11 protein-coding genes and 1 tRNA gene are annotated in these 14,974 nt (G+C 68.0%); 3 read left to right on the top strand and 9 right to left on the bottom strand.

Features of this window, described 5'->3' with window-relative positions; genetic code table 11:
- From AC06FE_RS17090 to AC06FE_RS17060, 7 genes are all read right to left on the bottom strand, one after another.
- A partial coding sequence (locus AC06FE_RS17090) for a DUF7507 domain-containing protein (protein WP_478073719.1) occupies positions 1–2,277 on the bottom strand: 2,277 nt, incomplete at its 3' end.
- Positions 2,278–2,926: 649 nt separating this feature from the next.
- On the bottom strand, positions 2,927–3,490 hold the full coding sequence (locus tag AC06FE_RS17085) for a flavin reductase family protein (protein WP_478073718.1): 564 nt from the start codon (positions 3,488–3,490) through the stop codon (positions 2,927–2,929).
- 95 nt (positions 3,491–3,585) lie between these two features.
- Complete coding sequence (locus AC06FE_RS17080) at positions 3,586–5,181, bottom strand: alkaline phosphatase D family protein (protein WP_478073717.1); 1,596 nt, start codon at positions 5,179–5,181, stop codon at positions 3,586–3,588.
- An 11-nt stretch (positions 5,182–5,192) separates the two neighbouring features.
- The gene (locus AC06FE_RS17075) at positions 5,193–8,132 is read right to left on the bottom strand and encodes a TonB-dependent receptor (RefSeq protein WP_478073716.1); all 2,940 of its coding nucleotides are present in this window, start codon (positions 8,130–8,132) and stop codon (positions 5,193–5,195) included.
- A gap of 128 nt (positions 8,133–8,260) precedes the next feature.
- Positions 8,261–9,274, bottom strand: coding sequence for a FecR family protein (locus tag AC06FE_RS17070; protein WP_478073715.1), 1,014 nt, complete (start codon positions 9,272–9,274; stop codon positions 8,261–8,263).
- The gene (locus AC06FE_RS17065; RefSeq protein WP_132862589.1) at positions 9,271–9,786 is read right to left on the bottom strand and encodes an RNA polymerase sigma factor; all 516 of its coding nucleotides are present in this window, start codon (positions 9,784–9,786) and stop codon (positions 9,271–9,273) included. The genes AC06FE_RS17070 and AC06FE_RS17065 overlap by 4 nt, the downstream gene beginning before the upstream one ends.
- Positions 9,787–9,985: 199 nt before the next feature.
- Positions 9,986–10,062 (bottom strand) — tRNA-Arg (locus tag AC06FE_RS17060).
- A gap of 126 nt (positions 10,063–10,188) precedes the next feature.
- On the opposite strand from AC06FE_RS17060, the gene ubiA reads away from it, so the two are divergent.
- Entirely contained in the window at positions 10,189–11,085 is an 897-nt protein-coding gene (ubiA, locus tag AC06FE_RS17055; RefSeq protein WP_478073714.1) for a 4-hydroxybenzoate octaprenyltransferase, read from the top strand.
- Between the two features lie 140 nt (positions 11,086–11,225).
- Here ubiA and AC06FE_RS17050 read toward each other — a convergent pair whose 3' ends face one another.
- Both AC06FE_RS17050 and AC06FE_RS17045 read right to left on the bottom strand, forming a co-directional pair.
- Entirely contained in the window at positions 11,226–11,792 is a 567-nt protein-coding gene (locus AC06FE_RS17050) for an HdeD family acid-resistance protein (protein ID WP_132862425.1), read from the bottom strand.
- 79 nt (positions 11,793–11,871) lie between these two features.
- Positions 11,872–12,597 (bottom strand): double zinc ribbon domain-containing protein, encoded by a 726-nt coding sequence (locus AC06FE_RS17045; RefSeq protein WP_478073713.1) that lies wholly within the window; start codon positions 12,595–12,597, stop codon positions 11,872–11,874.
- 49 nt (positions 12,598–12,646) lie between these two features.
- On the opposite strand from AC06FE_RS17045, the gene bioB reads away from it, so the two are divergent.
- Both bioB and bioF read left to right on the top strand, forming a co-directional pair.
- Complete coding sequence (bioB, locus tag AC06FE_RS17040; RefSeq protein WP_478073712.1) at positions 12,647–13,675, top strand: biotin synthase BioB; 1,029 nt, start codon at positions 12,647–12,649, stop codon at positions 13,673–13,675.
- 80 nt (positions 13,676–13,755) lie between these two features.
- On the top strand, positions 13,756–14,967 hold the full coding sequence (gene bioF, locus AC06FE_RS17035) for an 8-amino-7-oxononanoate synthase (RefSeq protein ID WP_132862422.1): 1,212 nt from the start codon (positions 13,756–13,758) through the stop codon (positions 14,965–14,967).
- Positions 14,968–14,974: the final 7 nt, after the last annotated feature.

Here is a 14,974-nt window from a genome sequence, read left to right as displayed (position 1 = left end):
CTGGCCGGCATTGATATCGGACTGGAGCACCGTGTACGAACCAGTCAGGGTGCAGCTCACGCCCGGTGCCAGCGTCGCGCAGGTGGTGCTCGACGGTGACAGCTTGGTATCGGTGACCACGACGTTGGCCAAGGTCATGTTGCCGCTGTTGGTCGCAACGACGGCATACGTAATCGCATCGCCCACGCCATACGGGCCGGTCGAGGTCACCGTCTTGGTCGAAGTCAGCTTCGGCGTCTGCGTGATCGGCGTGGTCACCGTCGGCGCACAATCCGCCGCCACGGCGCAGGCACCGGGCGTATCGGTCGTGATCGCGGCGGTGTTGATGACCTGGCCGGCGTCCACGTCGGTCTGGAGTACGGTGTAAGAACCGCTCAGCGTGCAGCTCGCGCCCGGTGCCAGCGTCGCGCAGGTGATGCTCGACGGCGACAGCTTGGTGTCGGTGACCACGACGTTGGCCAGCGTCATGTTGCCGCTGTTGGTGGCGACCACCGAATAGCTGATCGCATCGCCCACGCCATACGGGCCGGTCGAGGTCACCGTCTTGGTCGAGGTCAGCTTCGGTGTCTGCGTGATCGGCGTGGTCACCGTCGGTGCACAGTCGCCGGCGGTGGCGCAGGCACCGGGCGTATCGGTGGTGATCGCGGCGGTGTTGATGACCTTGCCCGCATCGGCATCGGCCTGCAGCACGGTGTACGAACCGGTCAGGGTGCAGCTCGCGCCCGGTGCCAGCGTTGCGCAGGTGGTGCTCGACGGCGACAGCTTGGTGTCGGTGACCACCACGTTGGCCAGCGTCATGTTGCCGCTGTTGGTGGCGACCACCGAATAGCTGATCGCATCGCCCAGGCCATACGGACCGGTCGAGGTGACCGTCTTGGTCGAGGTCAACTTCGGCGTCTGCGTGATCGGCGTGGTCACCGTCGGCGCACAATCCGCCGCCACGGCACAGGCACCGGGCGTATCGGTGGTGATCGCGGCGGTGTTGATCACCTTGCCCGCATCAGCATCGGCCTGCAACACGGTGTACGAACCGGTCAGGGTGCAGCTTGCGCCCGGTGCCAGCGTCGCGCAGGTGGTGCTCGACGGCGACAGCCGGCTGTCGCTGACCACCACGTTGGTCAGCGTGGCGTTGCCGCTGTTGGTCGCGACCACCGAATAACTGATCACATCACCCAAGCCATATGGGCCGGTCGAGGTCACCGTCTTGGTCGAGGTCAGCTTCGGATTCGGGATGTCGACGATGGCGGTGCCTTGGCAGCGCTCGTCCGACGGGCAACTCGCATCACCGCCGCCGGTCACATTCGCCACGTTGGTCACACGGGAGGCCGCCGCAGCGGTGGGCGTCACCGGGATGACGAAGCTCACCGCATTGCCGGCGCCGATTGCCATGCCTGCGGCAACCGTACACGTCACCGTCTGCCCGCTGGCAACGCAGCCCGGCGGCAGGGTACCGATACTGAGGCCCGCAGGCACCGAATCGGTGATGACCGCCGGCGCCGTGGTCGCGCCGCTGCCGACGTTGGTCAACGTCAACGTGTAGCTGGCCGGTGTTCCAATCGCGAAGGTGGTGGAACTGGCGGACTTTTCCAGGCTCAGTTGCGGCGAGGTGATGATCGTCGTCACCGCGCTGCTGTTGTTGCCCGGGGTCGGGTCGGAGGTGCCGGCCGGCGCGGTGACCGTGCCGGTGTTGACCACGCCCACGCCGGACGTCCCGGTCGTCGCGGTGGCCTGCAGGATCACCGTGCAGGTCGCATCCTTGGCACCGGTGAAGGTGCCGCTGACCGTGTTGGCCGATGCGCCGGCCGAACACGCAGCCGCCGGGACGGCACTCAGCACGCTCACCGAGGTGAAGTTGCCCGGCACCACGTCGGCGAAACTCGCCGACGTCACCGCGCTCGGCCCGATGTTGCGGATTTCCAGGCGGAAGCGGACCACCGCGCCCTGGTTCACCGTCGCCGTGCTGGAAACGAACGTCGCACCGCCATCGGTGCTCTGGGTCTTGATGATGGACAGGTCCGACTCGCGCGTGAGCGGGTCGGTATCGGCGGCCGTGCACACGCCGTTGTTGAAGGCCACGGAGTTGGCCGGCGTCGATTGGCCGGCGAGCGTGGTGCAGGTGGTGCCGACGTTGGTCACGCCACTGGGCGGGGCCACCGTGGCTTCATTGCGGACGTTCTGCGCGTGCACTCCCAGGGGAGCGAGCAACAGCCCGACGAGTGCGAACACCCCCGGACGCATGACGCGACCGATGCTGGAAACAACTGGCTTGGCAAACACACGCAGCTCCAATGGGCCCGCCAGGCCCATGCATTAAACGCGCTCCCCCCGTGCACGCTGGAGCGGCGATCCGAAAGCAGAAAAAGCCCCACTTCCCCCGACGCGGCGTTGCCCGACCCATGCCTGACGGCTCCCCTGGCACGGATCCGGGGCGGCGCAAGCCTTTGCGCCGCAATCACATCCGAATATCAGATGCAATGTCTTGAAACGCTACACGTCACAATTTATGACGAACCTACGTCACAGTTTCGAACGAAATATTAGCGAAGCCCCCTCATCGCCAGATGAAGGAAATTTCACGACGTAGCGAGAACGCGGCTTTTCCCGAGCTGGAGCGCCCTGTGCGCTGCGGTGGCGATGCCCACACCGGCAGCTTTTTCCTTGTGCTGGCGCTGTTTCGAGTGTCTTGGCGCCCAGCGGAGGCGCATGCTGCCGTCAGCGGTGTGGTCGCGCCGTGATCAGCGCCGGCGCCCGGCCCCTGCGCTGCACCGGATGTCGCGGCGGACAGTCGAACGCCTGGATGCAGCCGGCCGCGGTTGCCCGGGGCCGGCCGGATGCGCAGCAACCCTGTGCAGCACGGCCGGGACACCAACTCAAATCATTGATTCTAAACATGAAGTTACCGGGACGGAGACTGCCCGGGCGCGCATCACGGCAGCATGTCAGGCCTGAACATCGCGCGCCGGCTGATGACCTTGCCGGCCACCATGAATGCGCCGTCGCCGGTGTAGTGCAGCGTCCGCGGATGCCGCGGGGAAGGCGCCACATGCGCCTTGATGACTTCGAAGATGAAGAAGTTGTAGCGCTCCACCAGCGCGTCATCGCGCAGCCGGCACTCGAAGTGCGCGTGGCATGCCGCGACCAGCGGAGCGCGAACGATACTGGCCTGCGCCGTCGCTAGGCCATACGCGGCGAACTTGTCGACCTGCGCGCCGCTGCTGTTGCCCACGCGTACCACGCTGTCCACCAACGCCTCGGTCGGCACATTGATCACGCACTCGCGGCTGCGGCGGATCATCTCGAAACTGTGGTTGCCGCGGGAGATCATCAACCCGACCAGTGAAGGCGAGAACTCCAGCACCGTGTGCCAGCCCAGCGTCATGACGTTGGAACGCCCCTGCCAGTGCGAGGAGACCAGCACGATGGGGCCGGGCTCCAGGTAGCGGCGCACGTTCTGGACCGGGAAATCCTGCTTCTGGCGAGGCGATGGCATCAGCGCGCTCCTGTGGTGGCCCCATCATGCCGCCACGCACGCCGCCCTGCCAACGCGCCGACCACCATCGACACGCGACGGCCGGGCGCGAACGATCAGGCGGGCTGCAGGCCCGGACGGCCGTGGGCGATGGCATAGCGCCGCCAGCTTTCCAGCTTACCGCCGGGCTGCATCACCTGGTCCAGCGTCTTCATGTCGCCGATCCAATGGTCACGGGTGACATCACACAGCACGTAGCCGCGTTTGTCGGTGGTCGCCTTCAGGTGCGGGCTGTGCTGCAGCAGGTTGCGCGCCAGCGCATCCTCGCCCTGGCCGTCGGCACCGGAGGTGATCGAGGTGGCCAGGAACTCGCTGGAGATCACCCCGCTGTCGGCGTTGTCCTGCACCAGGTCGCTGGCGTAGTGGCGGTGCGCATCGCCACAGGCGGTGACGACATTGCCGAACCCCACCCGCTGGATGTGATCAAGCAGGCGCCGGCGGCTGTCCAGGTAGCCGGACCACTGGTCGTCGGAAGACACCAGCACCCCGTCCTTCTCGCGCAGGTAATTGCCCAGCGACACCTGGTGGGCAATCGTGTGCCAACGCGGCGTGGCGTCGGACAGGCCATCGAACAGCCAGCGTTCCTGCGCCGCGCCCACGATGCTGCGTTCCGGCGACTCCACCAGGGCGCGCTGCGTCATGTCGACCTGGCGGCTGCGGTACTGGCGGGTATCGAGCAGGTGCAGGTCCATCAGCGTGCCGTAGCGTGCGCGCCGGTACATCTGCATGTGGCCATCCCGCGGGAAGGCACTGCGTCGCAACGGCATGTTCTCGTAATAGGCCTGGAAGGCCTGTGCACGGCGCAGCAGGAACAGTTCGCTTGGCGTCCCGTCCTGATCCTCCGCGCCGGCCCAGTTGTTGTCCACCTCGTGGTCATCGAAGGTGACGAACCACGGCGCGGCCGCATGCGCCGCCTGCAGGTCGGCATCGCTGTGGTATTGCGCGTAGCGGCGCCGGTAATCATCCAGCGTGTAGGTCTGCGGGCCCACGTGGTTGCGCAGGTTGGTGAATGGCTGCCCGTTCATGCGGCGCACGCCGGGCTGGCTCTCGCCTTCGTAGATGTAGTCGCCGTAGTGGAAGACGAAGTCCAGCGGCTCCTCGGCGATGCAGCGCCAGGCGGTGTAGTGGCCCTCTTCGTAGTGCTGGCAACCGGCCACCGCGAAGCGGACCCGGTCCACCTCGGCCGTGGGTGACGGCAGCGTGCGGGTGCAGCCGGTCGCACTGGCGTGGCCCGCAGTACTGAAGCGGTACCAGTACGGCCGTCCCGGTGCGAGCCCTTCCAGCTCCACGTGCACCGAGTGGCCCAGTTCCGGATGCGCCAGCGCCGAACCGCTGCGCAGCACCCGGCGCATGCCCGCGTCATCGGCCAGCTGCCAGTCCACGATCAACGGCCGCGCCGGCATGCCCCCGCCGTACTGCAGCGGCTCGGTGGCCAGCCGCGTCCACAGCACCATGCCATCCGGCGCGGGGTCGCCCGAAGCCACGCCCAGGGTGAACGGCGTGCCGGCAAAGCGTGGCATGGCCAGCAGGTTGCGCGGGTTCAAGGCCTTGGCATCGAGCTCGGCGGCCAGGGCGGCGGCGGTACCCATCCATGCGCCGGCCGTGGCCAGCCCGGACAGCGCCAGGAAGCGCCTGCGGTTGATCTTGTCCATGGCGTGCCTGCTCAGTTGTAGATGATGTGGAAGTAGTAGAAGCGGCCGTAGTCGTCGATCTCGGTACGGAAGCGCCCGTCCGGCCCGGTGCTGTAGGTCGGCTGCGTGTTGAACAGGTTCTTGGCTTCGTACTTGAGCGTGAAGTGCTTGCTGACCTTGTGGCTGAAGGCCAGGTTGAAGGTCATGTACGAGTCGTAGTACGAGTCCAGCCATTGCGTGTCGCCGAAGTCCACCAGCATGCGCGTGCGGTAGGTGCCGGAGACGCGCAGCTGCGCCTTCTGCCAGGGCATGCGCCAGATCACCGAGCCGTTGAGCGACCAGTCCGGCTGGTACAGCAGGCGGTCCAGGCGGCGTTCGGTGCCGTCGCTGATCTTGTAGTTGGTCTGCCCGTCCAGGCGGGTGGCATTGAAGAACATGTCCAAGCGCTGACGGCCCCAGCGCAGGTTACGGTTGGCCACGGCGAACTCCACGCCGCGCAACTTCGATTCATCGGTGTTCATCGGCTGGGTCACCCGGTAGGTGGTGTCACCGATGTCCTGGAAGGTGGTCAGGGTGTAGATGTCGTCCTTGATCACCTTGTCGAACAACGCCACCGAGACGATGCCGTTGTTGCCGTTGAAGTACATGTCCCAGGCCAGGTCGATGTTGGTGGCCCGGCGCGGGTCCAGCCCGGCATTGCCCTGCTTGATGGTGCAGAAGCCACGCCCGTCCTCGTCGTCGCTGCAGCTGCTGCTGGTGGCCTGGGCGATGTTGCTCGGCGTCGGCCGGCCCAGCGTCTGGCTGGCCGAGAAGCGCAGCCGCTGGTCCTCGCCCAGGCTGAAGGTGGCGTTGAGCGACGGCAGCAGGTTGCTGTAGCCGCCGCTGCTCCTGCGGAAATCCGCGGTGTACGTGGTGCCGCCGTTGGCGCTGTACGGGCTGTAGGCGTCGAACGAGGTGTCGTCGTAGCGCAGGCCGCCGATCAGCAGCAGCCGGTCCCAGGCGTAATGCGCCGAGACATAGGCATTGGCGATGTCCTCCACGTACTTGTAGTCACTGGTGAAGTCGGCGTTCGGGTAGGCCGCGTCGTTGTTGCCCAGCGTCGGCAGCAGTTCCTCGGTCCACTTGGGGTTGTCGATCAACGGGAAGCCCGGCACCGTGCCCAGCAGCGTCGCGCCCGGGTACAGGTAGTCGTTGAGCGTGGCGCTGGTCTTGTAGTAGTCGAAGTCGATGTCCTGCCAGATGTTCAGGTGCCGGTACTCGGCGCCGGCGGCCAGCCCGAAGCCACGCGCATCGGCACCGATGTTGTGGGTGAAGTCGACGCGCAGGTTGTCGATCGTCTCCTTGGCATCGCGCGGCGAGATGTACGCCTGCGCCGGGTTGAGCTTGAACGCCGAGCTAGTCAGCAGGCTGGGGTCGGACACGCCCACTGCATTGGGGAAGCCATGCCTGTCGTTGGCATAGTCCACGAACAGGTTGCTGGGATAGGCACGCACGCCCCAGTAGGTCTGGGTGTTGTTGAAGGTTTCCTCGGTGTGGCCGCCGCGCAGGGTCAGCCGGGTGTCCTGGCCCAGGTCCCAGCTGAAGTTGGCGATCGCACCACGGTTGCTGCGGTCCCAGCGGTCGTGCCGGTTCTTGATGTAGATGCTGTTGATCTGCGTGGTGCCGCCCTCGGCGGTCTGGTCCCGGATCGGGAACTTGGCGTTGGAGTACAGGTCGGTCTTGTTCATCGTCGAGTTCTCGTAGAACCGGTACGAGTACAGCAGCAACGAGGCGTAGAACGGGTCCTGCGAGGGCTTCCACTCCAGCTTGGCCGAGCCACCGAAGTTGGTGATGAAGTTGGTGTAGGTGCCGGTGCTGAAGTTGCCGGGCGCGCGCAACCCGTTCCAGCCCTTGAGTTCGGTCGGGTCGGTGCTGCCGTCGGTCAGGTACTTGCCCGCGTCGTTGAAGTAGTAGTTCGACTCCACCCAGCGCTTGGTGCTGTTGCGCGAGCGCTGCTCGTAGCGTGCCACCGCGACGATGCCGAACTGGTCATCGGCGCCGAACTGGTCGGAGAACACCAGCTTGGCGCTCTTGCCGAAGTGACCGAGCGTCTTGTGGTCACCGCCGGCACTGCGGTCGACATGGGTCTGGGCAGTGGAGTAGATGCCAGCAACGTCGGCGAACACATACTTGCCGGAGCGATCGAACGCACTGCGGCTGATGATGTCGATGACGCCGCCGATCGCGTCCGGCGCCTGCTCGGCGCTGAAGCTCTTGTAGATGTCGGTGCGGGTGCCGATGTCGCTGGGGATCAGCTGCAGGTTGTTCATGCGCTCGCCCGAGCCGCTGCCGCCGACGCTGGCAATGGCGATGCCGTCGATGGTGGTGTAGTTGAGGTTGGCCTGCACGCCGCGCACGGTGACGTAGCGCGGCTCGCCGGCGTCCTCCACCGCACTCAGCCCCGGTGCCGCCATCAGGCTTTCGGCGAGCGTCTCGTCGCCGTAGCTGTCCATCTCGTCGTAGATCACCGAATCCTTGATCACCGGCGAGTGCTTCTTCTGGTCGATGACCTCGTGGGCGGCGATCACCTTGACCGTGCCCAGCGTCGCTGCGGCGGCCGGGATGCTCTCGCGCGGCCTGGGCGGCGGCGCGGCTGGTGCTCGCGGGGCCGGCGCCGGTGCCGGGTCGATGGCGATGACGTTGCCTTCCATCACCGTGTAGCCCAGCCCGGTGCCCTGCAGCAGCGTGTCCAGTGCCTGCCTGACCGTCGCGCCCGGTGCCACCGCACCGGCCATGCGTGGCGTGCCGGCGGCCGCGTACAGGAACTGCACCCCGGAGCTGCGCGAGAGCTGCTCCAGCGCGCGGTTCAGTGGCTGTGCCGCGATCGGTGCGGCCAGGCGCGCCTCCAGCCCCTGCGCAGCGGGCGCAGCGGCATGGCTGGCAAAGCAGGGGGAGAGTGCGAGGACAACCGAGAGGTAGAGCTTGTTGCGCATCACGATTCCTGGGAGGAGGTAGGCAGTTGCGCCGTCGTCGAGAACGAAGACGGCCTATTCCAGGAATGAGCGGGAAAGCGCGGGAATGGAGAACGCGGATTCGATGTTTTTTTTTTGACAGCCATCGATCAGCGGCTGGATACGCGCACCGTGTCACCGTCACGTTCGACCACGAAGCGCGGGTCACGCGCCAGGAACGCCTGCAGCGCACCGATGCGGTGGGCTTCCAGGCTGCCGGACAGGCGCATCGCCGCGGCGCGCGTATCGATGACCTGCACCTGCACCTGGTTGTGCCGGTTGAAGGCGGCGGCCACCTCGTCCAGGCGCTCGTCCAGGAAGGAGACCTTGCGCTGCTGCCAATCCAGCAGCATCGACGCCGGCATGTCGAGCGGCTGCACCGCCTGGCTGGCGTGCTCGACCAGCACCACGCGCCCGGCATCCAGCTGCGCCAGCCGCCGTGTGTCCCTGCCCCCGCTCCATATCTCCACTTCACCCGACACCACGCCGACGCGGGTGCCCTGCAGGCGGCGCGCCACGTCGAACACCGTGCCGATGTCGCGGATGCGCAGCCCCGCCACGTTCACCTCGAACGGCCGGCGGTCGGCGGCGACATCGAAACTGGCTTCGCCGTGCAGCAGTTCGACCTGCCGCCCGAACCAACCCATGCGCACCTGCACGGTGCTGTCCGCGTTGAGCCGCAGCTTGCTGCCATCGGCCAGCACGATGTCGCGCAACTGGCCGTGCCCGGCGCTGAAGCGCGTCGGCTGCGGCCAGAGGTGCGGGGCCAACCCGCCCACTGCCAGCAGCAGGCAGGCAGCGCCGGCCAGCGCGCGCCAATGCCACCGGCGCGGTGAGCGCTGCGGCTGGCGATGCCGCGGCGCGACGGTGAACAAGGGCACGACATTGCCCTGCGCGCGGCCAGTTCCCGCACGTGCCGGTGTCGGCGCCATCGCCGCGCCCACCTGGCGGTGCAGGTTCAGCGCGCGCAGGTAGGCGCGCACGTGTTCGGGCGAATGCTGCAGCCAGCCCAGGAAGGCGGCTTCCTGGGCGGCATCCAGCTCCCCCTGGCGATGGCGCAGGAACCAGTCCAGCGCCTGCTGGCCAGGATCTTCGGCATCGGCCCGCGATGACGCCTGGCTCATGCTTCCTCCGTGATGCACAAGGCTTTCCTGCAGGCCTCCAGGCCCTTGCCGATGTGTTTGCGCACCATGTGCACGGACACGCCCAGCTCGGTGCCGATCCGGCTGCATTCCAGGCCTTCGCGGTAATGCAGCTCCATGACCTGGCGGGTGACCTCGGGCAACTGCGCGATGGTGCTGCGCACGTCGCTCCAGCGCTGCATGCGCTCGAAGTCGCCTTCCAGATCCTCTTCGCTCTTCAGTACCTCGGCCAGCAGGTCCACGTCCTCCAGGGCCGGCTGCAGGCTGCGCGAACGCGCCTGCTCGCGCGCCAGGTTGGCCGCGACGGTGTACAGGTAGGCTTCCGGGTTGGCGATGGCCTCGGCGTTGTCACCGGTGCTGCGCAGCAGCCGCAGGTAGACCTCCTGTGCCAGGTCCTCGGCATCGGCGGCGTGCGAGCCCCGGCGGAGGAAGAAGCCACGCAGCAGCCTGCGGCGCAGCGCATAGCTCTTCTCCCAGATCCGTACGCTGCTCACGACCGCCCACCGAGGCACAGAAGCGGCGCATCATCGCGGCCGATGATGACAGCGGCATTGCACGCGACCGGGCGCGCCTGCCCTGCCCATCGCTGGGCTGCATCGGCCGGACCGACTGCACCGGCACGGCGCGGAAAAGCAGAAACCCCGGATCGCTCCGGGGTTCCTGGGCATTCCGGGAGGTTCCCGGAAGTGAATCTGGCGCGCCCGGAGGGATTCGAACCCCCGACCAATGGCTTCGGAAGCCACTACTCTATCCGGCTGAGCTACGGGCGCAGAGTAGACCCGACCCGGATCGCCGGGCGGAGGCGCATTCTAACGACAAAGTCGCCGCAGGTCTTCCCCCACTCAGCTTCGTCATCGCGCTGGGGCCCGCCCGGGCCCAACTGGTACCCTTTACGCATGAGCCGTCTCCCCCGAAATCCGCCCGCCGCCGGCACCCCGTCGCGGTTCGGGCACTACTGGAAGCTGATGCGCGCCGATCGCCCGATCGGCACCCTGCTGCTGCTGTGGCCCACCTGGTGGGCGCTGTGGCTGGCCGCCGACGGCCTGCCCCCGCTGTGGACGTTGTTCGTGTTCACCGCCGGCGTCTGGCTGACCCGCTCGGCCGGCTGCGTGATCAACGACTACGCCGACCGCTGGCTGGACCCGCACGTCAAGCGCACCAAGGAGCGGCCGCTGGCCACCGGGGCGGTCTCCGGCCGCGAGGCGCTGGCCCTATTCGCCGGTCTGATGCTGGTGGCGTTCGCGCTGGTGCTGACGATGAATGCGCTGACCATCGGCCTGAGCTTCATCGGCGTGTTCCTGGCCGCCAGCTATCCCTACCTGAAGCGCTACACCCACCTGCCGCAGGTCTACCTGGGCATGGCCTTCGGCTGGGGCATCCCGATGGCGTTCGCCGCGGTGCAGGGTGAGGTGCCGCCGCTGGGCTGGGTGCTGTACGGCGCCAACATCCTCTGGTCCACCGCCTACGACACCTGGTACGCCATGGTCGACCGCGACGACGACCTGAAGGTCGGCTCGCGCTCCACGGCCATCCTGTTCGGCGAGCTGGACCTGGTCATCCAGGGCATCCTGTACGCCCTGTTCCTCGGTGCGATGGCCCTGGTCGGGCAGCGCGCGGCGCTCGGCAGCGCGTACTGGGCCGCCCTGGTGGTGGCCCTGGCAATGGTGGTCTACGAGTTCTGGCTGTGCCGCAACCGCGAGCGCGAGCCCTGCTTCAAGGCCTTCCTGCACAACAACTGGGTCGGCGCGGTGTTGTTCGCCGGCATCGTCGCCAGCCAGTACCTCAACCGATAGCAGAAGGCCCGCAATGCGGGCCTTCTTTCCATCTACGCAGGAGCGCCTCCAGGCGCGAGGCCGACACCCTGCAACGGGTTCCGGCTCTTCCCGCCCCGGCACCATCGCCGGCTTCGCGGCCCAGGTCTCACCTGCGCCGCTCAGGCTTTCAGCGCGCGCAGCCGGAACGCCGCGATCACCTGCAGCACCCCGTACACTAGGGCCAGCGCACCGATCCACAACGAGGTCACCATCAGCCCCGACAAGGGGTTGAGCGCGAACATCACGCCCAGCGCGACCGCCAGCAGGCCACTGAGGACCAACATCCACTCGCCGCGGATGTGCTTGCGCACGCGGATGGCGAACACGATGCGATAGATGCCACCGACGATCAGCCAGCCGGCCAGGAACAGCAGCAACACGCTGGCCGTGGCCAACGGGTTGAGGATGGCCAGCACGCCGAAGGCGATCGATACCAGGGCATAGAACACCGCCCAGCCCCGGGACACCGGCGCCGCGCCGCTGGCCAGGCCGACCAGCACCACCACGCCCTCGACCACCGCCATCACGCCCAGCCACCACGCCAGCAGGGCCGCCGTGCGCACCGGCGACATCAGCGTCAGCACGCCGAACACCACCGCCAGCAGCCCGAACAGCAGCACCACCCACCAGTTGCGCGTCAGCGCACTGAACAACGAACCTGCGGGAAACACCGGGGAACCGCCCATAGCCATCTCCTCATGTGATGCACGAAAGTTGATACCCCCTCGGCACTGACTTTATGCCACCGGCGCTGTCATGGCGCGATCACGGCACCCGCGCGCAGACCCAGGCGTCCACCCGGGTCACGCCGGCACGGCGCAGGGCAAGCGCCGCCGCCTGCAGCGTGGTGCCGGTGGTCATCACGTCATCCAGCAATGCCACATGCGCCGGCAAGCCCGGCTTGGCAAGGAAAGCCGCGCGCAGGTTGCGCCGCCGCTGGTCGGCATCCAGCTCCGACTGCGGCATGGTCGCGCGCGTCCGGCGCAGGCCATCGCAGAGCGGGATGCCCAGCGCCCGGGCCAAGGGCCGGGCCAGCTCGCGTGCCTGGTCATAGCCGCGCTGGCGCAGCCGCGCACGGTGCAGCGGTACCGGCAGCAGCGCCTGTGGCAGCGCCACGCCGGACAAGCGCTCGGCCATCAACCCGGCCAGCAGGCGGCCGGCCGGCAGGTCGCGATGGAACTTGAAGCGCCGCAGCAGCCCATCGACCGGGCTGGCATACAGGAATGCCGCGTGCACCTGCTCCAGCACCGGCCGCTGCTGCCGGCAGAACCCGCAGACCTGCCCCGCATCACCGGCCGACAGGGGCAGCGCGCAACGCAGGCAGGCCGCGCCCTGCCACGGCAGGTCCCCGGCGCAGGCGCGGCACAGGTCGCGCCCGCCGGCACCGGCCTCGCCGCACACCAGGCACTGCGGCGGGAACACCCCGCGGGACAGCCCTCCGGCCATCCTGTAAACCATCGATATCATGTTCAGGTTGACAGCTTCGCGCATGCTCACCAGACTGCGCCGCTTCCGTAGTCACCACCGTCAGGTAACACCGATGTCCGCTGTCATCCGCCACGACTGGAAACGCGAAGAGCTGCTGGCCCTGTTCGAGCTGCCGTTCCCCGAACTGCTGCACCGGGCCGCCAGCGTGCACCGCGAGCACTTCGATCCGGCCGAAGTGCAGGTCTCCACGCTGCTGTCGGTCAAGACCGGCGGCTGCCCGGAAGACTGCGCCTACTGCCCGCAGGCGCAGCGCTACGACACCGGCGTGGACGCGCAGAAGCTGATGGACACCGACAGCGTGGTCGCCCGCGCCCGCGCCGCCAAGCAGGCCGGCGCCTCGCGCTTCTGCATGGGTGCGGCCTGGCGCTCGCCCAAGGACCGCGACATCCCCAAGGTCGCGGCGATGATCCAGGAAGTGAAGGCGCTCGGCCTGGAGACCTGCGCCACCCTGGGCATGCTGGAAGGCCACCAGGCGCAGGCACTGAAGGACGCCGGGCTGGACTACTACAACCACAACCTGGACACCGCGCCGGACTACTACGACTCGATCATCCACACCCGCCAGTACCAGGACCGCCTGGACACGCTGGAGCACGTGCGCAATGCCGGGCTGAAGACCTGCTGCGGCGGCATCGTCGGCATGGGCGAGACCCGCGAGCACCGCGCCGGCCTGCTGCTGGCGCTGGCCAACCTGCCGGCGCACCCGGACTCGGTGCCGATCAACCGGCTGGTGCAGGTGGCCGGCACCCCGCTGCACGGCAGTGCCGAGCTGGACCCGTTCGAGTTCGTGCGCATGATCGCCGTGGCCCGCATCGCCATGCCGCGCTCGATGGTGCGCCTGTCGGCCGGCCGCGAGAGCATGAGTGATGAACTGCAGGCGCTGTGCTTCCTGGCTGGTGCCAACTCCATCTTCTACGGCGAGAAGCTGCTGACCACCGGCAACCCGGACACCGAGCGCGACCAGGCCCTGTTCGCCCGCCTCGGCATCCGGCCGATGCAGGTGAGCGTGGACGCGGACGAGCACGACCACCCCGGCACGGTGCACCTGGACATCGCCCCGGCCTGCGCCCACGGCGCCTGAGCCCCGGCTGGCGACCGCCTCCGGGAATTCTCGCGGGCAACCGGTTACGCTAACCGGCCGTCCGACCATGAACCGATGCCATGGCCCGTCCCGACATCCACGACCGCATTCAGGACCAGCGCAAGCTGCGTCTCGCGCAGAGCCGCATCCGCACCCGCCGCACCGTCGGCCGGCGTGATGGCGTGCGCCTGGAGGTCGATGGCCGCTGGCTGACCGGCTTCTGCAGCAACGATTACCTCGGCCTGGCCCAACAGTTCGAGGTCATCGCCGCGCTGCAGGACGCGGCCTCGCGCGAGGGCGTGGGCAGCACCGCCTCGCACCTGGTCTGCGGCCACCACAGCCTGCACCAGCAGCTGGAACGGGAAATGGCCGACTGGCTCGGCTACCCGCGTGCGCTGCTGTTCGACAGCGGCTTCATGGCCAACCTGGCCGTGCAGCAGGCGCTGTTGAGCGAGGAGACCGACGTCTGCGTGCAGGACCGGCTCAACCACGCCAGCCTGCTCGACGCCACCCGCCTGGCCGGTTGCCGGCTGCGCCGTTACCCGCACCTGGACAGCGAAGGCGCGATGCGCCAGCTCAAGAACGCCGCCGACGGCGCCGCCATGCTGATCAGCGACGGCGTCTTCAGCATGGATGGCGACATCGCCCCGCTGCGCTCGCTGGCGCTGGTGGCACGCATGCAGGAAGCCCTGTTCTACGTCGACGACGCACATGGCATCGGCGTGGTCGGCGAGCACGGCCGCGGCTGCGTGGCCGACGCCGGGCTGGGCGTGAACGAAGTGCCGCTGCAGCTGGCCACGCTGGGCAAGGCGCTCGGCGGCCACGGTGCGGTGGTGCTGGGCGAGGATGCGCTGATCCAGCACCTGGCCGAGACCGCGCGCCCGTACATCTACACCACCGCGCTGCCACCGGCGCAGGCCGCCGCCTCGCTGGCGGCGGTCAAGCTGGCGCGCCGCGACCATTGGCGCCGCGACAAGCTCACCGAGCTGATCACCACCTTCCGTGAGGGCGCGCGCCGCCACGGACTGGAGCTGATGCCGTCGGAAACCCCGATCCAGCCGCTGCTGTGCGGCGACGAGGCCACGGTGATGGCGCTGTCGGCGACGCTGGAACAATCCGGCTTCCTGGTCAGCGCGATCCGCCCGCCGACCGTGCCCGAAGGCAAGGCGCGGCTGCGCGTGACGCTGTCGGCACTGCACACCGTGGACCAGGTCAAGGCGCTGCTGGAAGCCATCGCCAAGGCCCGTGACCTGGTGCTGTACCAGAAATCATTGAACACCGTCGGCGCCTGAGCAGGTT

It is taken from the genome of Stenotrophomonas sp. Steno-C18 (assembly GCF_056393195.1).
The sequence above is the reverse complement of the archived record's forward strand: the minus strand, read 5'-3'. Positions and strand labels throughout refer to the sequence as shown.